The sequence below is a fragment of the Microtetraspora niveoalba genome, from assembly GCF_001570405.1.
GTDB classification, from domain to species: domain Bacteria; phylum Actinomycetota; class Actinomycetes; order Streptosporangiales; family Streptosporangiaceae; genus Microtetraspora; species Microtetraspora niveoalba.
The window spans coordinates 35,246-49,709 of record NZ_BBYM01000011.1; the positions used below are offsets into that span (position 1 = coordinate 35,246).

Consider the following 14,464-nt stretch of genomic DNA (forward strand, 5'->3'; position numbering starts at 1 on the left):
GGCGACGTGACCGCCCCCGCCCGCCCGGTCCTGCGCGTACGCGGACTGAGCTGGGCGGTGGGCGGGGCCCGGATCGTCTCCGACGTCGGCTTCGAGGTGGCCGAGGGCGAGTTCGTCGCCGTCATCGGCCCCAACGGGGCGGGCAAGACCTCCCTGTTCAACCTGATCTCCGGGCTGACCAGGCCGACCTCGGGCACGATCGAACTGGACCGGCTCGACATCACCCACGCCCCGCCGGACCGGCGCGCCCGGCACGGCCTCGGCCGCACCTTCCAGTCCTCCAGCGTCTTCCCGGCCCTCACGGTCGCGGAGAACGTCCGGCTGGCCGCGGCCGCGCACCGCGGCGCCTGCCTGCGTATCTGGCGGCGGGCCGAGTCGGACCGGTCGGCGTGGCTCGCCACCGCCGAGGCCCTCGAACGTGTGGGGCTCGCGCACCGGGCCCGCGAGACCGCCGGGTCGCTGTCCCACGGCGACAAGCGCAAGCTGGAGATCGCCATCCTGCTGGCCACCGACCCGCGCATCATCCTGCTGGACGAGCCCATGGCCGGGGTCGGCGTCGCGGACGTGCCCGCGCTCACGGAGGTCATCCGGGCCGTGCACCGGGAGCAGGGCCGCACCGTGCTGATGGTGGAGCACCACATGGACGTCCTGCTCGGCCTCGCCGACCGGGTCGCCGTCATGCACCACGGCAGCCTGCTCGCGCTGGACGCGCCGGACGCGGTCATGGCCGACCCGGTCGTGCAGGAGGCCTACCTCGGGGAGGCGCTGTGACACCGCTGCTGGAGATCGCCGACCTGCACGTGCGGATCGGCAGCTCGCACATCCTGCAGGGCGTCGGCTTCGCCGTGCCGCCCACGGGGGTCACCGCCGTGCTCGGGCGCAACGGCGCGGGCAAGACCACCACGTTGAAGGCCGTGCTCGGCATCGTCCCCAAGACCGGGACCGTACGCCTGGACGGCGAGGACATCGCCGGCCTGCCCACCCACGCGATCGTGCGGCGCGGCCTCGGCTACGCGCCCGAGGACCGCGGCGTCTTCGCCGGACTGACCGTCACCGAGAACCTCCGGCTCGCCGAGCGCGGGCGCGGCCCGCACAGGTACGACCTGGTGTACGAGATGTTCCCCGAGCTGAGGCAGCGGGGCGCGCAGCGCGCGGGCACCCTGTCCGGAGGCCAGCAGCAGATGGTCGCGATCGGCCGCACGCTGCTCAACGACAACCGGATGCTCCTGGTGGACGAGCCCACCAAGGGGCTCGCGCCAAAGATCGTCACCGAGGTGGCCGACGTGCTCGAACGCGCCGCCCGCGAGGTGCCCATCCTTCTCGTGGAGCAGAACCTCGCGCTGGTGCGGCGGATCGCCGACCACGTCGTGGTCATCGAGCAGGGAGCCGTCGTCCACACCGGCGAGGCCGCCGGCCTGCTCTCCGACCCCGACCTCACCCGCGAGCTCCTGGGGGTGGCGTGACCTCCCCCTCGTCCTCACTCTTCTCACGGCCGCGGGCCGGCGATTCCACACTTGAGGAGATCCGATGAGCAACGTCGTGCTCCTCGCGCTCACCGGCCTCGGCCTGGGCGCGCTCTACTTCCTCATCGCCTCGGGGCTGTCCCTGATCTTCGGCCTGGCCGACGTGCTGAACTTCGCCCACGGCCTGTTCCTCGCCGTCGGCGCGTACGGCACCTGGTGGTCGTCGGCGCACCTGGGGTTCGGCTTCGTGCCCGCCGTCGTGTTCGGCGTCGTGGCCGGCACGGCGACCGCCGTACTGGTCGAGATGCTGCTGATCCGGCCGCTCTACCGCCGGACGATCGAGCAGGTGCTCGTCACCGTCGGCCTCAGCCTCGCCGGGGTGGCGCTGCTGCAGGCCGCGTTCGGCGCCGACCCGCTGACGTTCCCCCGGCCGGAGTGGGCCACCGGGACCACGCGCATCTTCGGCGCGATCGTGCCCAACGACCGGTTCCTGCTGATCGGCGCCGCCGTGGTGGTGCTGGCCGCGATCCAGGTGTTCCTGCGCCGGACCCGCTTCGGGCTGATCGTCCGGGCCGGGGTCGAGGACCGGACCATGGTCACCGCTCTGGGCATCAACGTGCGCACCGCCTTCACGCTGGTGTTCGCGATCGGCGGCGCGGCGGCGGCGCTGGCCGGAGCGCTCGCCGGGGTCTACTTCGGCAACGTCTCCCCCGGGCAGGGCACCTCCCTGCTCATCTTCGCCTTCATCGTCGTCGTCATCGGCGGCATGGGATCGGTCACCGGCTCGGCCGTCGCCGCCGTGCTGGTCGGCCTGGTCCAGCAGTTCACCAGCTTCTACGCCGCCGCCGGCGTCGGGGAGGCCTCGGTCGTGCTCCTGCTCGCCGTGGTCCTGCTGGCCCGGCCCGGCGGCCTGGCAGGGAGGGCAACGTGACCACGACAACCGACGCCTCCGGGACCGTGACCGCGGACGACGTCCGGCCGCGCCCCGCCTCGCCCCGCCGCCGATGGCTACGGCGCGGCCTGCCGGTGGCCGCCTTCGCCGTGCTCGCGATCCTGCCGTTCTCGACGGTGGACCTGCCCGCGCTGCTGCCCGGCCAGGTCAACAGCCCCGGGTCGTTGCAGTTGCTCGCGATCTGCCTGGTCTTCGCCGGGCTCGCGGCGACGTACGACCTGCTGTTCGGCCGTACGGGACTGCTGTCCTTCGGGCACGCGCTGTACGTGGCGCTGGGCAGCTACACGGTCAACGTGGCCGTGACGAAGCTCGGCCTCGCGCTCCCGGCCGCCCTGCTGCTCGCCGTACTCGTGGGCCTGGTGGTGCCGGCGCTGCTCGGCGCGGTGGCGCTGCGCGTGAACGGCATCGCGTTCGCGATGGTGACCCTCGCAACCGCGCAGCTCGGCTCCATCGTGGTGATGAGCGACCCGGGCCGGCTCACCGGCGGCGAGGAGGGGCTGCCGCTCTCGCCGGACGCGATCCCCGGCTTCCTCTCCGGCGTGGCCAACACCGCGAACCTGTACTGGCTCGCCCTCGGCTATCTGGTCGTCGTGCTGGCCGTGATCGCGTGGGTGGTGGAGTCGGAGCCCGGCCGCGTCTGGCAGGCGATCCGCGAGAACGAGCGCAGGATGTCCGTCCTCGGCCTCCCGCCGTACCGTTTCCGGCTGCTGGCCTTCGTGATCGCGTCCTTCCTGGCGACGCTCGGCGGGGTCGTCCACCTCTTCCTGGTGGGCGGGTCGAGCCCGCAGATCACCACGTCGAACTTCACCCTCGCCTTCCTGGTCATGGTGGTGCTCGGCGGCACCGGAAGCCGCTGGGGGGCCATGCTCGGCGGGGTGCTCTACACCTACCTCGACCACCGGCTCGCCGCGCTCGGCACCTCCGACGCGGTCGCGGGCCTGCCCGAGGTGCTGCGCGCGCCGCTGTCGGAGCCGCTTTTCGTGCTCGGCGTGCTGTTCATCGTGATGGTGTACTTCCTGCCGGGCGGCCTGGCCAGCCTCACCGCCCGCCTGCGCGGCCGGACGAAGTAGCCCGCGCCGTCGTCCCATTCCGCCGCGGGCCGCCTCGGCCGTCCGGCGCGGAACGGGACGACGGCGTCCGCGCGGAACGACGCGCGTGATCTTTTTTCCGCGCACCCTCACGACCCGGCCGAAACAGCTTCATATTGTCGACATTTCCGGATTTTCGACGCAGGTCGCCGCAGCGAAATCGTCGGTGCCGCTGAATAAGCTCAGGCCATGGCGAACCCGAAACACAAATACACCGCCGAGTTGCTCGCCGAGGCGGCCGCCAACTCCCTCAGCATCGCCGACGTGCTGCGCTACCTCAACGTCAAGTGGACCGGCGGATCCCATGCCCACATCAGCCGCCGCCTCAAACACTTCGGCATCGACATCTCGCACTTCCGGCGCATCGCGCCCAACAAGGGAAAGCAGTCGCCTCGACGGCGCTTTCCAGAAGAAGTCCTGGTGATGATGCCACCCGGGTCTCCCCGGCAGAAGCCCCCGACACTGCGCCGCGCCCTCCGCGAATCCGGTGTTCCTTACCGGTGCGCAGGCTGTAAGATGGGCGGGACTTGGCTGGGTCGGCCACTCACCCTGCATATCGACCACGTCAACGGGAATTGGCTCGACAACAGAATAGAAAATCTGCGTTTCCTCTGCCCGAACTGCCATTCACAGACAGATAATTTCGCGGGCAAAGGAAAAACGAGGGGCCGTAGTCCAACGGCAGAGACAGCGGCTTTAGGTGCCGTACAGCGTGGGTTCGAATCCCACCGGCCCCACTCGGAATTCGACGAAGAAAACGTCGTCCAAAGTTCACCACCGAAGCGCATCGACCTCTCCAAGGTCAATGTCAGCCTCACCGTGGACGACGCGCGCTTTCTGGAAAACTACGTCTCCGGTCAGCGCGCGCCATCACGATCGGCAGCGGTTCGGAAGGCGATCGCCCTGCTGCGCGCCGAAACCGCTCGGGACCAGGACCTCTGATCAGGGCCACGGCCATGCGAGATCGTGCCGAGTCACCACCGAGACACGGCGGCGGACACCGCCGGGTCGCCTGAATGCCGGTCCGGCGGGCCGCCAGGGCGGTTCAGGTGGCGCCTTCTCGCAACTCCTCGGTGGCCGATCGATAGGCCTCGCCGACGCGGGTCAGCAGACCCAGCAGCAACGGCACCTGTTCCGGCGCGTAGTGTGCGCTGATCGCGTCCAGGTGCCGCCTGGACGCGTCGCGGGCGGCCTCGTAGTCACCCATGCCGCCGGCGACCAGTTCCACGGTGACCGTGCGCCGATCGCGTTCGCCGCGCACCCGCCGCACGTAGCCCGCCTTCTCCAGCCTGTCGACCAACCGGGTCGTCGAGGCGGACGGGAGCCCGAGCTCCTCGGAGATCGCCCCCACGGCGAGCGGCCCGCGCATCTCCAGCAGGATGACGGCGGCGACGTCGACCGGTTGCAGGCCGAGCCGGTCGGCGACGACCTCGTTGTGCAGAAGGACCGCGATCAGGAACCCACGGAAGACGTCCTCTGCTGGGTGATTGTCGGCCACCTTCCCAATCTACTCCCATCCGATATATCTTCACATCGGAGATACTCCGATATGGAGGCACTATGGAGATACTTGTCATAGGCGCCGGGGTGGGCGGTCTGGCGGTCGCGAGGAGCCTGCTGGCCGCCGGTCACCGGGTGCGGGTTTTCGAGCGGGCGGCCGCCCGGCGGACGGGCGGCGCGGGGTTGACCATCTTCAGCAACGGCAACGCCGTGCTGAACGACCTCGGCGTCAGCCTGGACGGCATCGGCGGGCGCATCGACAGGATCGACGCGCTCACCTCCGACGGCCGGCTGCGCACCACCATGAACCTCGCGCACACGGCTGATCGTTTCGGCTTCGAGAACGCGTCGGTCTCCCGCCGTGAGCTGCTGGAACGCCTCGCGGACGGGCTGCCCGACGACCTCGTTCGCTACGGCATGGGCTGCCGGAGCGTGACCCAGGACCACGACCGGGTCACGGCGACCTTCGACGACGGGACGACGGCCACGGGAGACCTGCTCATCGGAGCCGACGGCCATCACTCGGTGGTACGGCGCCAGTTGTGGGGCGAGGACGCCGTGCGGCCGGCGTCCTTCGGCACGTGGCAGAGCCTCAGCCGGATCGACATCGATCTCACCCACACGCACCTCCACCTCATGATCACCGGACGCGAAGGGGCGTGCGGGCTCATACCTGCCGGGAACGGCCTGCTGCAGTGGTGGTTCGACGTGCGCTGGTCACCCGCCGACCCGCGGCCGGCCGCACCGCTGGCCGAGCTGAGGCGCCGGTTCGGGCACTGGGCGTCGCCCGTCCCCGAGGTGCTCGCCGCCGCGGACGAGGACGACCTCGGCTTCTTCGGACACCACTGGAACAAGGTCCGCCGGGTGTGGGGAGAGGGCCGCGTCACCCTGCTCGGCGACGCCGCGCACACCATGCCGCCCACCCTGGGGCAGGGCGCCAACCAGACCCTCGAGGACGTGTGGGCGCTCGGGCGCGAGCTCGCCAAGGGCGGCGATCCGGCGGCACGGCTGCGCGCCTACGAGAAGACCCGTTACCCGCAGGTGTCCCTGGTTTCCCGGCTGGCCAGGCGCAGTCCCGCCAACTGGCGCATCCCGCCGCTGATCGGGCGGCTGTTCCCCGAAACGTCCCAGACCACCATGCTCACCCGCTACAGCAACCGCCTTACCGCGGCGGCGGCCGGCTGACCCCTCCGCCCACTGCTCAGCGAGCGCGCCGGGGTCGACGGCCGGCGCCGAGCAGGCCGGGTTCTAGCGGGAGCCACCGGAGCGGGGCAGCTCGCACCGGAACCCGCCCTCGGTCGGCCGGCAGAGCTGCGACAACTGGTCCTGCAGGTCTTTCAGGCGCTGTCCCCCGCCGTAGGGCCGGTTCCACGGGCCGTCCTGGTAGCCGTTGTCCAGCGTCGCGCCGTACCCGCCGTCCCGGTTCCACAGGGCGGTGCCGACGCCGACGGTGCCACCGCCGATGACGGCCCCGATCAGCCCCGCGACGATGAGCTGGCCGCCTCGCCCCCGGGCGAACGCGCCGAATCTACTGGCGGCCGATCGTGCGCCGTTCCCGGGACGCGCCCCGGCTCCCCCGGCCGCGGTCCCCCACCCCGGAGCGGTCCAGCCGGTGCCGCCGGGGCCGTACGCGTGACCGCCGAGAGCCGGTCCGGCGTCGAAGGGAGGCTGGCCGTACATCCGCGTGGCCGCGGGGCCGTACGCGGGCCCGGAAGCCGCCTGGGCGGGGCCGAAGGCGGGTGCGGCGCCGAAGGCACCGGAAGCGGATCCGAGGGGACGGGCGCCGGGAAAACCGGCGGGGCCGGGAACGGGCCCAGGTCCGGCGGGGCCGGGAACGGGTCCGTACACGATGGGGCCGGCGCCTCCCGGCCGCGGCGTGCCGGGCGCTCCGCTCGGCGCGGTGAAGGGTTTGAGCGGGGGCATGGGGTCGACGGGCGCCGCCGCCGCGGGCGGTCCGGGCTCGTGGTGCTCCCCGGCTTCCCGGCCCTCTGGGTCGCGCGGCTCGTCCTCTTCGCCGCGCGACCCGGCGTCGCGATCCGCCATCACACAGATCTCCCTTTACTGGCCCCCCAAGGGCATCCCAAGTAAAGGATGCCCGACGAACCGTAAGAGTGGTGTAAACGAGGGCAAGTCGCACTGCGACCGGGGTCGTAGACAGGGATCCACCGGAGGGGGGAACCCCGCCTACCTGCGCATTACCTATCTTTGATGTGTGTTCGGCAGACTGCGCGCCTGGAAGCGACGCCACTCCCTCCTCGTTGACACGCTCGCGCTCACGCCGCTCGTGCTGCTGGGGCTGCTGTCCGTCCTGGCCGCCCGCTCCTACTCGGGCGGAAGCCTCGCCGGCGTGCCCGGCACCGGCCTGCTGCTCCTGATCTCCGCCATGGTCGTGGTGCCGCTGATCTGGCGGCGCAGATATCCCCTCGCGGCCTTCGCGATCGTGGCCCTGGTGAGCTTCGCCCAGTGGGCGGCGGGCATCCCGACCCTGCCGGTCAACCTGACGGTCCTCGTGGCGATGTACGGCGTGGCCGCGCGGCGCCCCCTGAAGTGGGCGATAGCGGCGGCCGTGGTCACCGAGTTCGGCATGTTCCTCTCGCTGGTCCGCGATGACACCCTCGATCCCCTGCCGGCGTCGTCCGTCTTCATCATGGCGATCTGGATCACCGGCATCTACGTCAACATGCGGCAGCGGTACGTCGAGAGCCTGGTGGAGCGCGCGGAGCGCGCGGAGCGCGAAAGGGACCAGCAGGCGCGGATCGCGGCCGCCGCCGAGCGCACCCGCATCGCGCGCGAGCTGCACGACGTGGTCGCGCACAACGTCAGCGTCATGGTCGTCCAGGCCGACGGCGCCGGATACGCCATCGACACCGACCCCGAGCAGGCCCGCCGCGCCGTACAGGCGGTGTCCTCGACCGGGCGGCAGGCGCTGGCGGAGATGCGGCGGCTGGTGGGGGTGCTGCGCGACGACCACACCGCGGGCGGGGAGTACGCTCCGCAGCCGGGCCTGGAGCAGCTCGCCGACCTGGTCGACCAGGTGCGCGCGTCGGGGCTGCCGGTGGAGTTCAGCGTGTCGGGCGATCGGCAGTCGGTGCCGGAGGGAGAGCAACTGGTGATCTACCGGATCATCCAGGAGGCACTGACGAACACGCTCAAGCACGGTGGGCCCGGTGTGCGCGCGTCGGTCCAGGTGCAGTTCGGCGCGCACGACGTCACGTTGTCCGTGTCCGACGACGGGCGGGGCGCCTCGGCGGCCCGCGCCGACGACGGGCACGGCCTGATCGGCATGCGGGAGCGGGTCGCGATGTACGGCGGCACCGTCCACGCGGCGCCGCGGCCGGGCGGCGGGTTTCGCGTGACCGCGCGCCTCCCGGTCGGCCAGACGGCATGACCGGGCATGAACCGGCGCCGGCCCTGACCGGCCCCCTGAACGCGACCGCCGGCCCCGACCGGCCCGCCCCCGGAGGAGACGAGGAACAGTGATACGCGTGATGCTGGTCGACGACCAGGTGCTGGTGCGGACGGGCTTCCGGATGGTGCTGGGGGCCCAGCCGGACATCGAGGTCGTCGGCGAGGCCGCGGACGGCGCGGCGGCGGTGGAGGCGCTGGGCTCGATCGAGGCCGACGTGGTGCTGATGGACGTGCGCATGCCCCGCATGGACGGCGTCGAGGCGACCCGCCGGATCTGCGCGGCGCCGACGGGCCCCCGGGTGCTCATCCTCACGACGTTCGACCTGGACGAGTACGCCTTCGCCGCGATAAAGGCGGGCGCGTCGGGCTTCCTGCTGAAGGACGTGCCGCCCGCCGACCTGCTGAGCGCCATCCGGTCGGTGCACGCCGGGGACTCGGTGGTCGCCCCGAGCACGACCCGGCGGCTGCTTGAGCGGTTCGCCGTCCACCTGCCGGAGGAGGGGAACGCGCCGCGTGACCTGGACGGGCTGACCGCCCGGGAGCGGGAGGTGCTCTTCCACGTGGCCCAGGGCCTGTCGAACACGGAGATCGCCGCCCGGTTGCACCTGGCCGAGGCGACGGTGAAGACCCACCTCGGCCGGGTCCTCGCCAAGCTGCGGCTCCGCGACCGTGCCCAGGCCGTCGTCTACGCGTACGAGACCGGGCTGGTCGTACCGAACGGTGGACCGCGGTAGCAACCGGATGTACTCCGAAAGTCGCACATCGGGCATCGCGCGTGCGCGGAGAGCGCAGGTCAGGTCCGTCCCGCAAGCCGAGAGAACCGGGAGATCACGCCCATAGCGTTGGTCCCATGACGATGACTACGGACGTCCGGCAGGCCCTGACGGCAAGGGGACTCACGAAGGTTTACGGCCAGGGCGACGCCGCGGTGCACGCTCTGCGCGGGGTGGAGGTCGGGTTCGCCACGGGGGCGTTCACCGCGATCATGGGCCCGTCGGGCTCGGGCAAGTCGACACTGATGCACTGCCTGGCCGGGCTCGACACGGTCTCCGCGGGTGAGATCCACGTCGGTGACGTGGAGATCACGAAGTTGAACGACAAGCAGCTCACGCTGCTGCGCCGGGAGCGCATCGGGTTCGTGTTCCAGGCGTTCAACCTGCTGCCGACGCTGACCGCTGAGCAGAACATCCGGCTCCCCTTGGAGATCGCGGGGCGACAGGCCGACCAGGTCCTGTTCGACCGGGTGATCGAGACGGTGGGGTTGCGCGAGCGGCTGGGGCACCGGCCGACCCAGCTCTCCGGCGGCCAGCAGCAGCGGGTCGCGGTGGCACGCGCGCTGATCAGCAAGCCGCAGGTGATCTTCGCGGACGAGCCGACGGGCAACCTGGACTCGCGCAGCGGCGCGGAGGTGTTGTCCTTCCTGCGCCGCTCGGTGCGCGAGCTGGGCCAGACGATCGTGATGGTGACCCACGACCCGGTCGCGGCGTCGTACGCCGACCGGGTGATCTTCCTGCGGGACGGGCTGCTGGTGACCGAGCTGCACCAGCCGACCGCCCAGACCGTCCTCGACACGCTGCTGAAGCTGGAGGCCTGAGCCGTGTTCAAGACGACTCTGGCCGGGCTGCTGGCGCACAAGCTGCGCCTGCTGCTCACGTCCCTCGCGATCACGCTGGGCGTCGGGTTCATCGCGGGCACGTTCGTGCTGACCGACACCATCGACGCGGGGTTCGCACAGAAGTTCACCGCGGACGCCCAGAAGATCTCCGTCGCGGTGCTCCCCAACGGGGACGACGCCGACCGGCGGCAGGAGCCGATCCTCACCACCGGCGACCTGGCCAAGGTACGCGGGGTGAAGGGCGTCGCCGACGCGCAGGGCATCGTGCAGGGCACCGCCCCACTCATCGGCAAGAACGGCAAGGTCGCGGGGAGCAGGGCGACGTCGGGGATCTCCATCCTCAAGGGCACGCTCAACCGCACGGCGATCACCGAGGGCGCGGCGCCCGCCGCCGCCACAGAGGCGGTGCTCGACAAGGACACCGCCAAGACGCGCCAGTTCACCGTGGGCGACACCATCACGGTGCTCGACTCCAAGCAGGTCAAGCACCAGTTCACCCTGGTCGGGCTGTTCGACGTCGGCGTCAACCAGCAATTGTCCTTCACGGGGGCGGTCGGCTTCACGACCGACACCGCGCTGCGGATGACGGGGGCGAAGGGCTTCCGGGAGATCGACGTCCGCGGGGGCGACGGCGTCTCCCCCGAGGACCTGCGCGCCTCGGTCGCCGCCGCGCTCGGCTCGGGCTACACGGTCAAGACGGGCACGCAGCTCGCCGACGACCTGGCGTCCGCGAACAACATGGACACCGAGTTCATCAGGATGGGTCTCCTGCTGTTCGGCCTGATCGCGATGCTCGTGGCGGCGCTGGTCATCTACAACACCTTCAACATCCTGGTGGCGCAGCGCGCCCGCGAGATGGCGCTGCTGCGCTGCATCGGCGCGACGAAGAAGCAGATCTTCGGCTCGATCCTGCTGGAGTCGGTCGTGGTCGGCGTGCTCTCCTCGGTGCTCGGCCTGCTCATCGGGCTCGGTCTCGGCGCGGCGGCACTGGCGGTGCTGGGTGCGGTGGACGCCCCCATTCCGACGGGGACCGGTGTCTCCCTCTCCAGCCGGACGATCGTCGTGGGCCTGCTCATCGGCATCATCGTGACGGTCGCGGCGGCCCTGCTGCCCGCCCGGGCGGCGACCCGGGTGGCGCCGATCGCGGCGCTGCGGAGCCAGGTCGAGGAGAGCACCTTCCGCGCCGGCGTGCTGCGGACCGTCTTCGGGGCGCTCTTCCTGCTGGCCGGTACGGGCGTCACAGTGCTGGGAGTGGCACAGGACCCCGGACAGGACGCCCTGCTGATCGTCATGGCGGGCGGCTGCGTCTTCTTCCTCGGCGTGCTGATCGTCGCGCCGATGATCGTCAAGCCGTTGGGCGCGTTCGTCGGGTGGCTGCCCAGGCGGCTCTTCGGAGTCCCGGGCAAGCTGGCGGTGGACAACTCGCGGCGCAACCCCAAGCGGGCGGCGACGACCACGGTCGCGCTCACCATCGGCGTGACCCTGATGTCGCTCATCTCCGTGATCACCACCACGACCCGTGCGACCGTCTCCGAGCAGCTCAACGAGCAGTTCCCGGTGGACTACATGATCGGCACGCAGCAGCGCGACTCGACGATCCCGCGCGCCGTGGCCGGGGAGCTGCGGTCCAGGCCCGAGTTCGGGTCCGTGATCACGGTCCGGGAGACCGAGGCCAGGATCAAGGGGCAGTCGGTGAACATCGGCGCCTTCACCGTCGATCCGCTGTTCAAGGTCACCCCGGTCAAGGGGTCGATGAAGGACTTCGGACCGGGCACCGCGGCGGTGACGAGCTGGACCGCCAAGGAGCTCGGCGTCACGGTCGGCGACACCGTGAAGGCGGCCGGCAGGGACTACCGCGTCGTCGCGCTTCTCTCCGACCAGTCCACGCCCGTGTACGGCGTGAACCTGACCGAGCGGGACTTCGACGCCGCTTTCCCGAGGGTCATGGACAAGCAGATCCTGATCAAGGTCAAGGACGGCGTGGCCGCCGACACGTCCCGCAGGATCGTCGAGGCGGTGACCGACCCGTACCCGACCGTGCTGGTGGAGAGCGCGCGTGAGACCCGGGGCGCGTTCGACGAGGCGCTGGACATGATCACTATGATCATCACCGGCCTGCTGGGGCTGGCGGTCCTCATCTCCCTGCTGGGCATCGCCAACACGCTGTCGCTGTCGGTCCACGAGCGGACCCGGGAGTCGGCGCTGCTGCGCGCGCTCGGCCTCACCCGGCCCCAGCTCCGCCGGATGCTCTCGATCGAGGCGCTCGTGCTCGGCCTCATCGGAGCGCTCGTGGGCGTCGCCCTCGGTGTCGGCTTCGGCTGGGCGGCGACGCAGACCATGGTGGACGACGTCATCTTCCGGGCGCCGGTCCTCCAGATCCTGGGCTTCGTCGCCCTCTCGGGCGTGGCCGGCGTGGTCGCCGCCCTCCTCCCCGCCCGGCGCGCGGCGAAGGCGTCCATCGTCGGCTCGCTCGCCAGCAGCTGATGGCCGCGCGGACACGCCTCCCGGGGACGACCCCCGGGAGGCGTTCCCGTATCGTCCGGAGGCCGCTCAGCGGGGGAACTGGTCGGCGACGGCCTGCGGGGCGAGCAGGGGGCGGACGGCGATCTCGCCGGTGTCCTTGTCGATGACGAGGCAGCCGCCCCCGACCGTCTCCGGCAGCGACCGCGGATCGTCCGGGTCGCCGCCCCGCACCCAGGCCACGTAAATGCGGCCGAAGGTGAAGATCTCCACTTTGGCGGACCGGCCGGCGAAGTACCCCTCCGCCAGCTCGCGCGCCCTCTGCGGCGAGACCTTCAAAGGCGCCGCCCCTCACGGTCGATGATCACCGAGAAGACGCCCGTCACGTCGGCGTACGGCGGCTCGACCGCCATGTGGCCCCGCTGGGCGTCGATCCAGAGGATCTCCCCGTGGCTGTTGACGGCGTTCCACGCGTGGCTGCCGCCGCTCGGCCAGCGGGTGATGAGGACGGCGGCGGCGCCGTGGCCTCCGGTGAGGAGCCGCCGGCCGATGACGGTGTACGCCCGGCGGCCGTGCCCCACGTACTCGAAGCGGTGCCCGATCCAGCGTTCGGCGCGGGACACCCCCTTCGCCTCGCCGGTCAGCACGGGCGTGCCGCTCGCGTCGTACTCGGGGATCCGGGGAGCCGCCACCAAGGGCTCGCCGTGCCAGGTGGACAACACGGAGAGCGCGCAGTCCACGGCGTTGGTGGACCGGAACGGGTCCTCCGACGGCCCCTCGGCGTTGATGAGCCGGATCCACGTGCCGCGCGGGTCGGGGAAACGTCCGCGCACGGCCTGGTCGAGGTCCCGCTGGGCCTGCGGGTCCGGCTCGGCGAGCCCGCCCGGCGTGCCGTACGGCCTGGCGAGGTCGAGGCGGGGCGGGCGCACGGGCCGGTCGAACCAGTCCCGTCCTCCGAGGGGCGCGACGGGCACCCGGACTCTCAGGGGATGCTCGTCGAGCGAGGGCGCCGGAATCTCGGCCGCCTTCTCGTAGTCCCGCCATCGGCGGCCGTCGGGCGTGACGACGGGGTTGTACACGCCGGTCGGCAACCGCCACCGGGACGTGCCGCGCGACTGCCGGCGGGACTGACGATGGGTGATCTCCTGAGACACGTGCCGCGGCTCCCCTCCACTCACGCGCGTATCAGGATGCCGATGCTAGAGGGGCACGGGCCCGAGGAGGTCCCATTCCGGCACACGCCCGGGCGGGTCGCACCGGTTCGCCGGTTAGATCCCGATCGACCGGGCAGGCGCCGTACGGAAGCGGCACGCGGCGGCCGGCGCGACGTGCGCGCCGGGCCGGCCCGGGGTCAGGCGGACGGGCCGAGCAGCGCGGGCAGGTCGGCGGCGAGCGCGCGGAAGGCCCGGCCGCGGTGGCTGATCGCGTCCTTCTCCTCGGGTGACAGCTCGGCGGTCGTCCGGGTCTCGCCCTCGGGCACGAAGATCGGGTCGTAGCCGAAGCCGCCGGTGCCGCGCGGCTCCCTCGTCAGGTGGCCGGAGATCACACCCTCGACGACGTGCTCCTGGCCGGACGGCAGCGCGATCGCGGCGGTGCAGGCGAACTGCGCCTGGCGGCGCCCGTCCGGCACGTCGGACACCTGGGCGAGCAGGAGGTCGAGGTTGGCCTTGTCGTCTCCGTGGGCGCCCGCCCACCGGGCCGAGAAGATGCCCGGCATGCCGTTCAGGGCGTCCACGCAGATGCCCGAGTCGTCCGCGACCGCGGGCAGGCCGGTGCGCGAGGCGACGGCGTGCGCCTTGAGCAGGGCGTTCTCCGCGAAGGTGAGGCCGGTCTCGGCGACGTCCGGGATCTCGGGGAAGGAGTCCATCCCCAGGAGCTCGATCTCCGCGCCGGACTCGGCGAGGATCCGGCGGAGCTCGGCGACCTTGCCGTTGTTCCGGGTGGCCAGGACGACCTTGTGCATTCTTTCTCCCTTGCT

General features: G+C 71.6%; 16 protein-coding genes and 1 tRNA gene. 11 read left to right on the forward strand and 6 right to left on the reverse strand.

Going from position 1 to position 14,464, the window contains the following annotated elements:
* The first annotated feature begins 6 nt into the window (after nt 1–6).
* The 4 genes from AWQ70_RS11470 (at nt 7) to AWQ70_RS11485 (ending at nt 3,485) form a co-directional block, all read left to right on the forward strand.
* The gene (locus AWQ70_RS11470) at nt 7–771 is read left to right on the forward strand and encodes an ABC transporter ATP-binding protein (RefSeq protein ID WP_067174460.1); all 765 of its coding nucleotides are present in this window, start codon (nt 7–9) and stop codon (nt 769–771) included.
* Entirely contained in the window at nt 768–1,463 is a 696-nt protein-coding gene (locus tag AWQ70_RS11475) for an ABC transporter ATP-binding protein (RefSeq protein WP_067174113.1), read from the forward strand. Before AWQ70_RS11470 ends, AWQ70_RS11475 begins: the two co-directional genes overlap by 4 nt.
* A gap of 64 nt (nt 1,464–1,527) precedes the next feature.
* Nucleotides 1,528–2,394 carry a branched-chain amino acid ABC transporter permease gene (locus tag AWQ70_RS11480; protein ID WP_067174116.1) on the forward strand — a complete coding sequence of 289 codons (867 nt, stop codon included), beginning with the start codon at nt 1,528–1,530 and terminating at the stop codon, nt 2,392–2,394.
* The gene (locus tag AWQ70_RS11485) at nt 2,391–3,485 is read left to right on the forward strand and encodes a branched-chain amino acid ABC transporter permease (RefSeq protein ID WP_084516847.1); all 1,095 of its coding nucleotides are present in this window, start codon (nt 2,391–2,393) and stop codon (nt 3,483–3,485) included. The genes AWQ70_RS11480 and AWQ70_RS11485 overlap by 4 nt, the downstream gene beginning before the upstream one ends.
* Nucleotides 3,486–3,614: 129 nt before the next feature.
* On the opposite strand, the gene AWQ70_RS41115 is transcribed toward AWQ70_RS11485, so the two are convergent.
* Nucleotides 3,615–4,130: a hypothetical protein gene (locus AWQ70_RS41115; RefSeq protein ID WP_245646908.1), complete on the reverse strand. Its 516-nt coding sequence runs from the start codon at nt 4,128–4,130 to the stop codon at nt 3,615–3,617.
* A gap of 37 nt (nt 4,131–4,167) precedes the next feature.
* On the opposite strand from AWQ70_RS41115, the gene AWQ70_RS11490 reads away from it, so the two are divergent.
* Together AWQ70_RS11490 and AWQ70_RS41965 are read left to right on the forward strand one after the other, a co-directional pair.
* Nucleotides 4,168–4,240: transfer RNA gene (locus tag AWQ70_RS11490), tRNA-Leu, on the forward strand.
* 82 nt (nt 4,241–4,322) lie between these two features.
* Nucleotides 4,323–4,445 carry a hypothetical protein gene (locus AWQ70_RS41965; protein WP_281196895.1) on the forward strand — a complete coding sequence of 41 codons (123 nt, stop codon included), beginning with the start codon at nt 4,323–4,325 and terminating at the stop codon, nt 4,443–4,445.
* A gap of 103 nt (nt 4,446–4,548) precedes the next feature.
* Here the strand turns inward: AWQ70_RS41965 and AWQ70_RS11495 are convergent, their stop codons facing one another.
* A complete protein-coding gene (locus AWQ70_RS11495; protein ID WP_067174118.1) occupies nt 4,549–5,001 on the reverse strand; it encodes a MarR family winged helix-turn-helix transcriptional regulator in 453 nt (150 codons plus the stop codon).
* Between the two features lie 62 nt (nt 5,002–5,063).
* On the opposite strand from AWQ70_RS11495, the gene AWQ70_RS11500 reads away from it, so the two are divergent.
* Entirely contained in the window at nt 5,064–6,188 is a 1,125-nt protein-coding gene (locus AWQ70_RS11500; protein ID WP_084516851.1) for an FAD-dependent oxidoreductase, read from the forward strand.
* Nucleotides 6,189–6,251: 63 nt separating this feature from the next.
* Here the strand turns inward: AWQ70_RS11500 and AWQ70_RS41970 are convergent, their stop codons facing one another.
* On the reverse strand, nt 6,252–7,046 hold the full coding sequence (locus AWQ70_RS41970) for a hypothetical protein (RefSeq protein WP_067174122.1): 795 nt from the start codon (nt 7,044–7,046) through the stop codon (nt 6,252–6,254).
* A 169-nt stretch (nt 7,047–7,215) separates the two neighbouring features.
* On the opposite strand from AWQ70_RS41970, the gene AWQ70_RS11510 reads away from it, so the two are divergent.
* The 4 genes from AWQ70_RS11510 (at nt 7,216) to AWQ70_RS11525 (ending at nt 12,510) form a co-directional block, all read left to right on the forward strand.
* Nucleotides 7,216–8,391 (forward strand): sensor histidine kinase, encoded by a 1,176-nt coding sequence (locus tag AWQ70_RS11510; RefSeq protein WP_067174124.1) that lies wholly within the window; start codon nt 7,216–7,218, stop codon nt 8,389–8,391.
* Nucleotides 8,392–8,479: 88 nt separating this feature from the next.
* Nucleotides 8,480–9,145 carry a response regulator gene (locus AWQ70_RS11515; RefSeq protein ID WP_218004500.1) on the forward strand — a complete coding sequence of 222 codons (666 nt, stop codon included), beginning with the start codon at nt 8,480–8,482 and terminating at the stop codon, nt 9,143–9,145.
* 116 nt (nt 9,146–9,261) lie between these two features.
* Entirely contained in the window at nt 9,262–10,005 is a 744-nt protein-coding gene (locus tag AWQ70_RS11520; protein ID WP_067174128.1) for an ABC transporter ATP-binding protein, read from the forward strand.
* Nucleotides 10,006–10,008: 3 nt separating this feature from the next.
* Nucleotides 10,009–12,510 (forward strand): ABC transporter permease, encoded by a 2,502-nt coding sequence (locus tag AWQ70_RS11525; protein ID WP_067174130.1) that lies wholly within the window; start codon nt 10,009–10,011, stop codon nt 12,508–12,510.
* 66 nt (nt 12,511–12,576) lie between these two features.
* On the opposite strand, the gene AWQ70_RS11530 is transcribed toward AWQ70_RS11525, so the two are convergent.
* The 3 genes from AWQ70_RS11530 to AWQ70_RS11540 all read right to left on the reverse strand — a co-directional run bounded on the left by AWQ70_RS11530 (nt 12,577) and on the right by AWQ70_RS11540 (nt 14,449).
* Nucleotides 12,577–12,825, reverse strand: coding sequence for an SUKH-4 family immunity protein (locus AWQ70_RS11530; RefSeq protein ID WP_067174132.1), 249 nt, complete (start codon nt 12,823–12,825; stop codon nt 12,577–12,579).
* Nucleotides 12,822–13,640 carry a toxin glutamine deamidase domain-containing protein gene (locus AWQ70_RS11535; RefSeq protein ID WP_245646910.1) on the reverse strand — a complete coding sequence of 273 codons (819 nt, stop codon included), beginning with the start codon at nt 13,638–13,640 and terminating at the stop codon, nt 12,822–12,824. The genes AWQ70_RS11530 and AWQ70_RS11535 overlap by 4 nt, the downstream gene beginning before the upstream one ends.
* A 197-nt stretch (nt 13,641–13,837) precedes the next feature.
* Complete coding sequence (locus AWQ70_RS11540) at nt 13,838–14,449, reverse strand: XTP/dITP diphosphatase (protein ID WP_067174134.1); 612 nt, start codon at nt 14,447–14,449, stop codon at nt 13,838–13,840.
* Between the last annotated feature and the right edge of the window lie 15 nt (nt 14,450–14,464).

Excerpts from the sequence above, each read along its gene's own strand:
- AWQ70_RS11480 (WP_067174116.1), top strand. The coding sequence starts at position 1,528 with ATGAGCAACGTCGTGCTCCTCGCGCTCACCGGCCTCGGCCTGGGCGCG.
- AWQ70_RS41115 (WP_245646908.1), bottom strand. The coding sequence starts at position 4,130 with ATGGCAGTTCGGGCAGAGGAAACGCAGATTTTCTATTCTGTTGTCGAG.
- AWQ70_RS11500 (WP_084516851.1), top strand. The coding sequence starts at position 5,064 with ATGGAGATACTTGTCATAGGCGCCGGGGTGGGCGGTCTGGCGGTCGCG.
- AWQ70_RS41970 (WP_067174122.1), bottom strand. The coding sequence starts at position 7,046 with ATGGCGGATCGCGACGCCGGGTCGCGCGGCGAAGAGGACGAGCCGCGC.
- AWQ70_RS11520 (WP_067174128.1), top strand. The coding sequence starts at position 9,262 with ATGACGATGACTACGGACGTCCGGCAGGCCCTGACGGCAAGGGGACTC.
- AWQ70_RS11540 (WP_067174134.1), bottom strand. The coding sequence starts at position 14,449 with ATGCACAAGGTCGTCCTGGCCACCCGGAACAACGGCAAGGTCGCCGAG.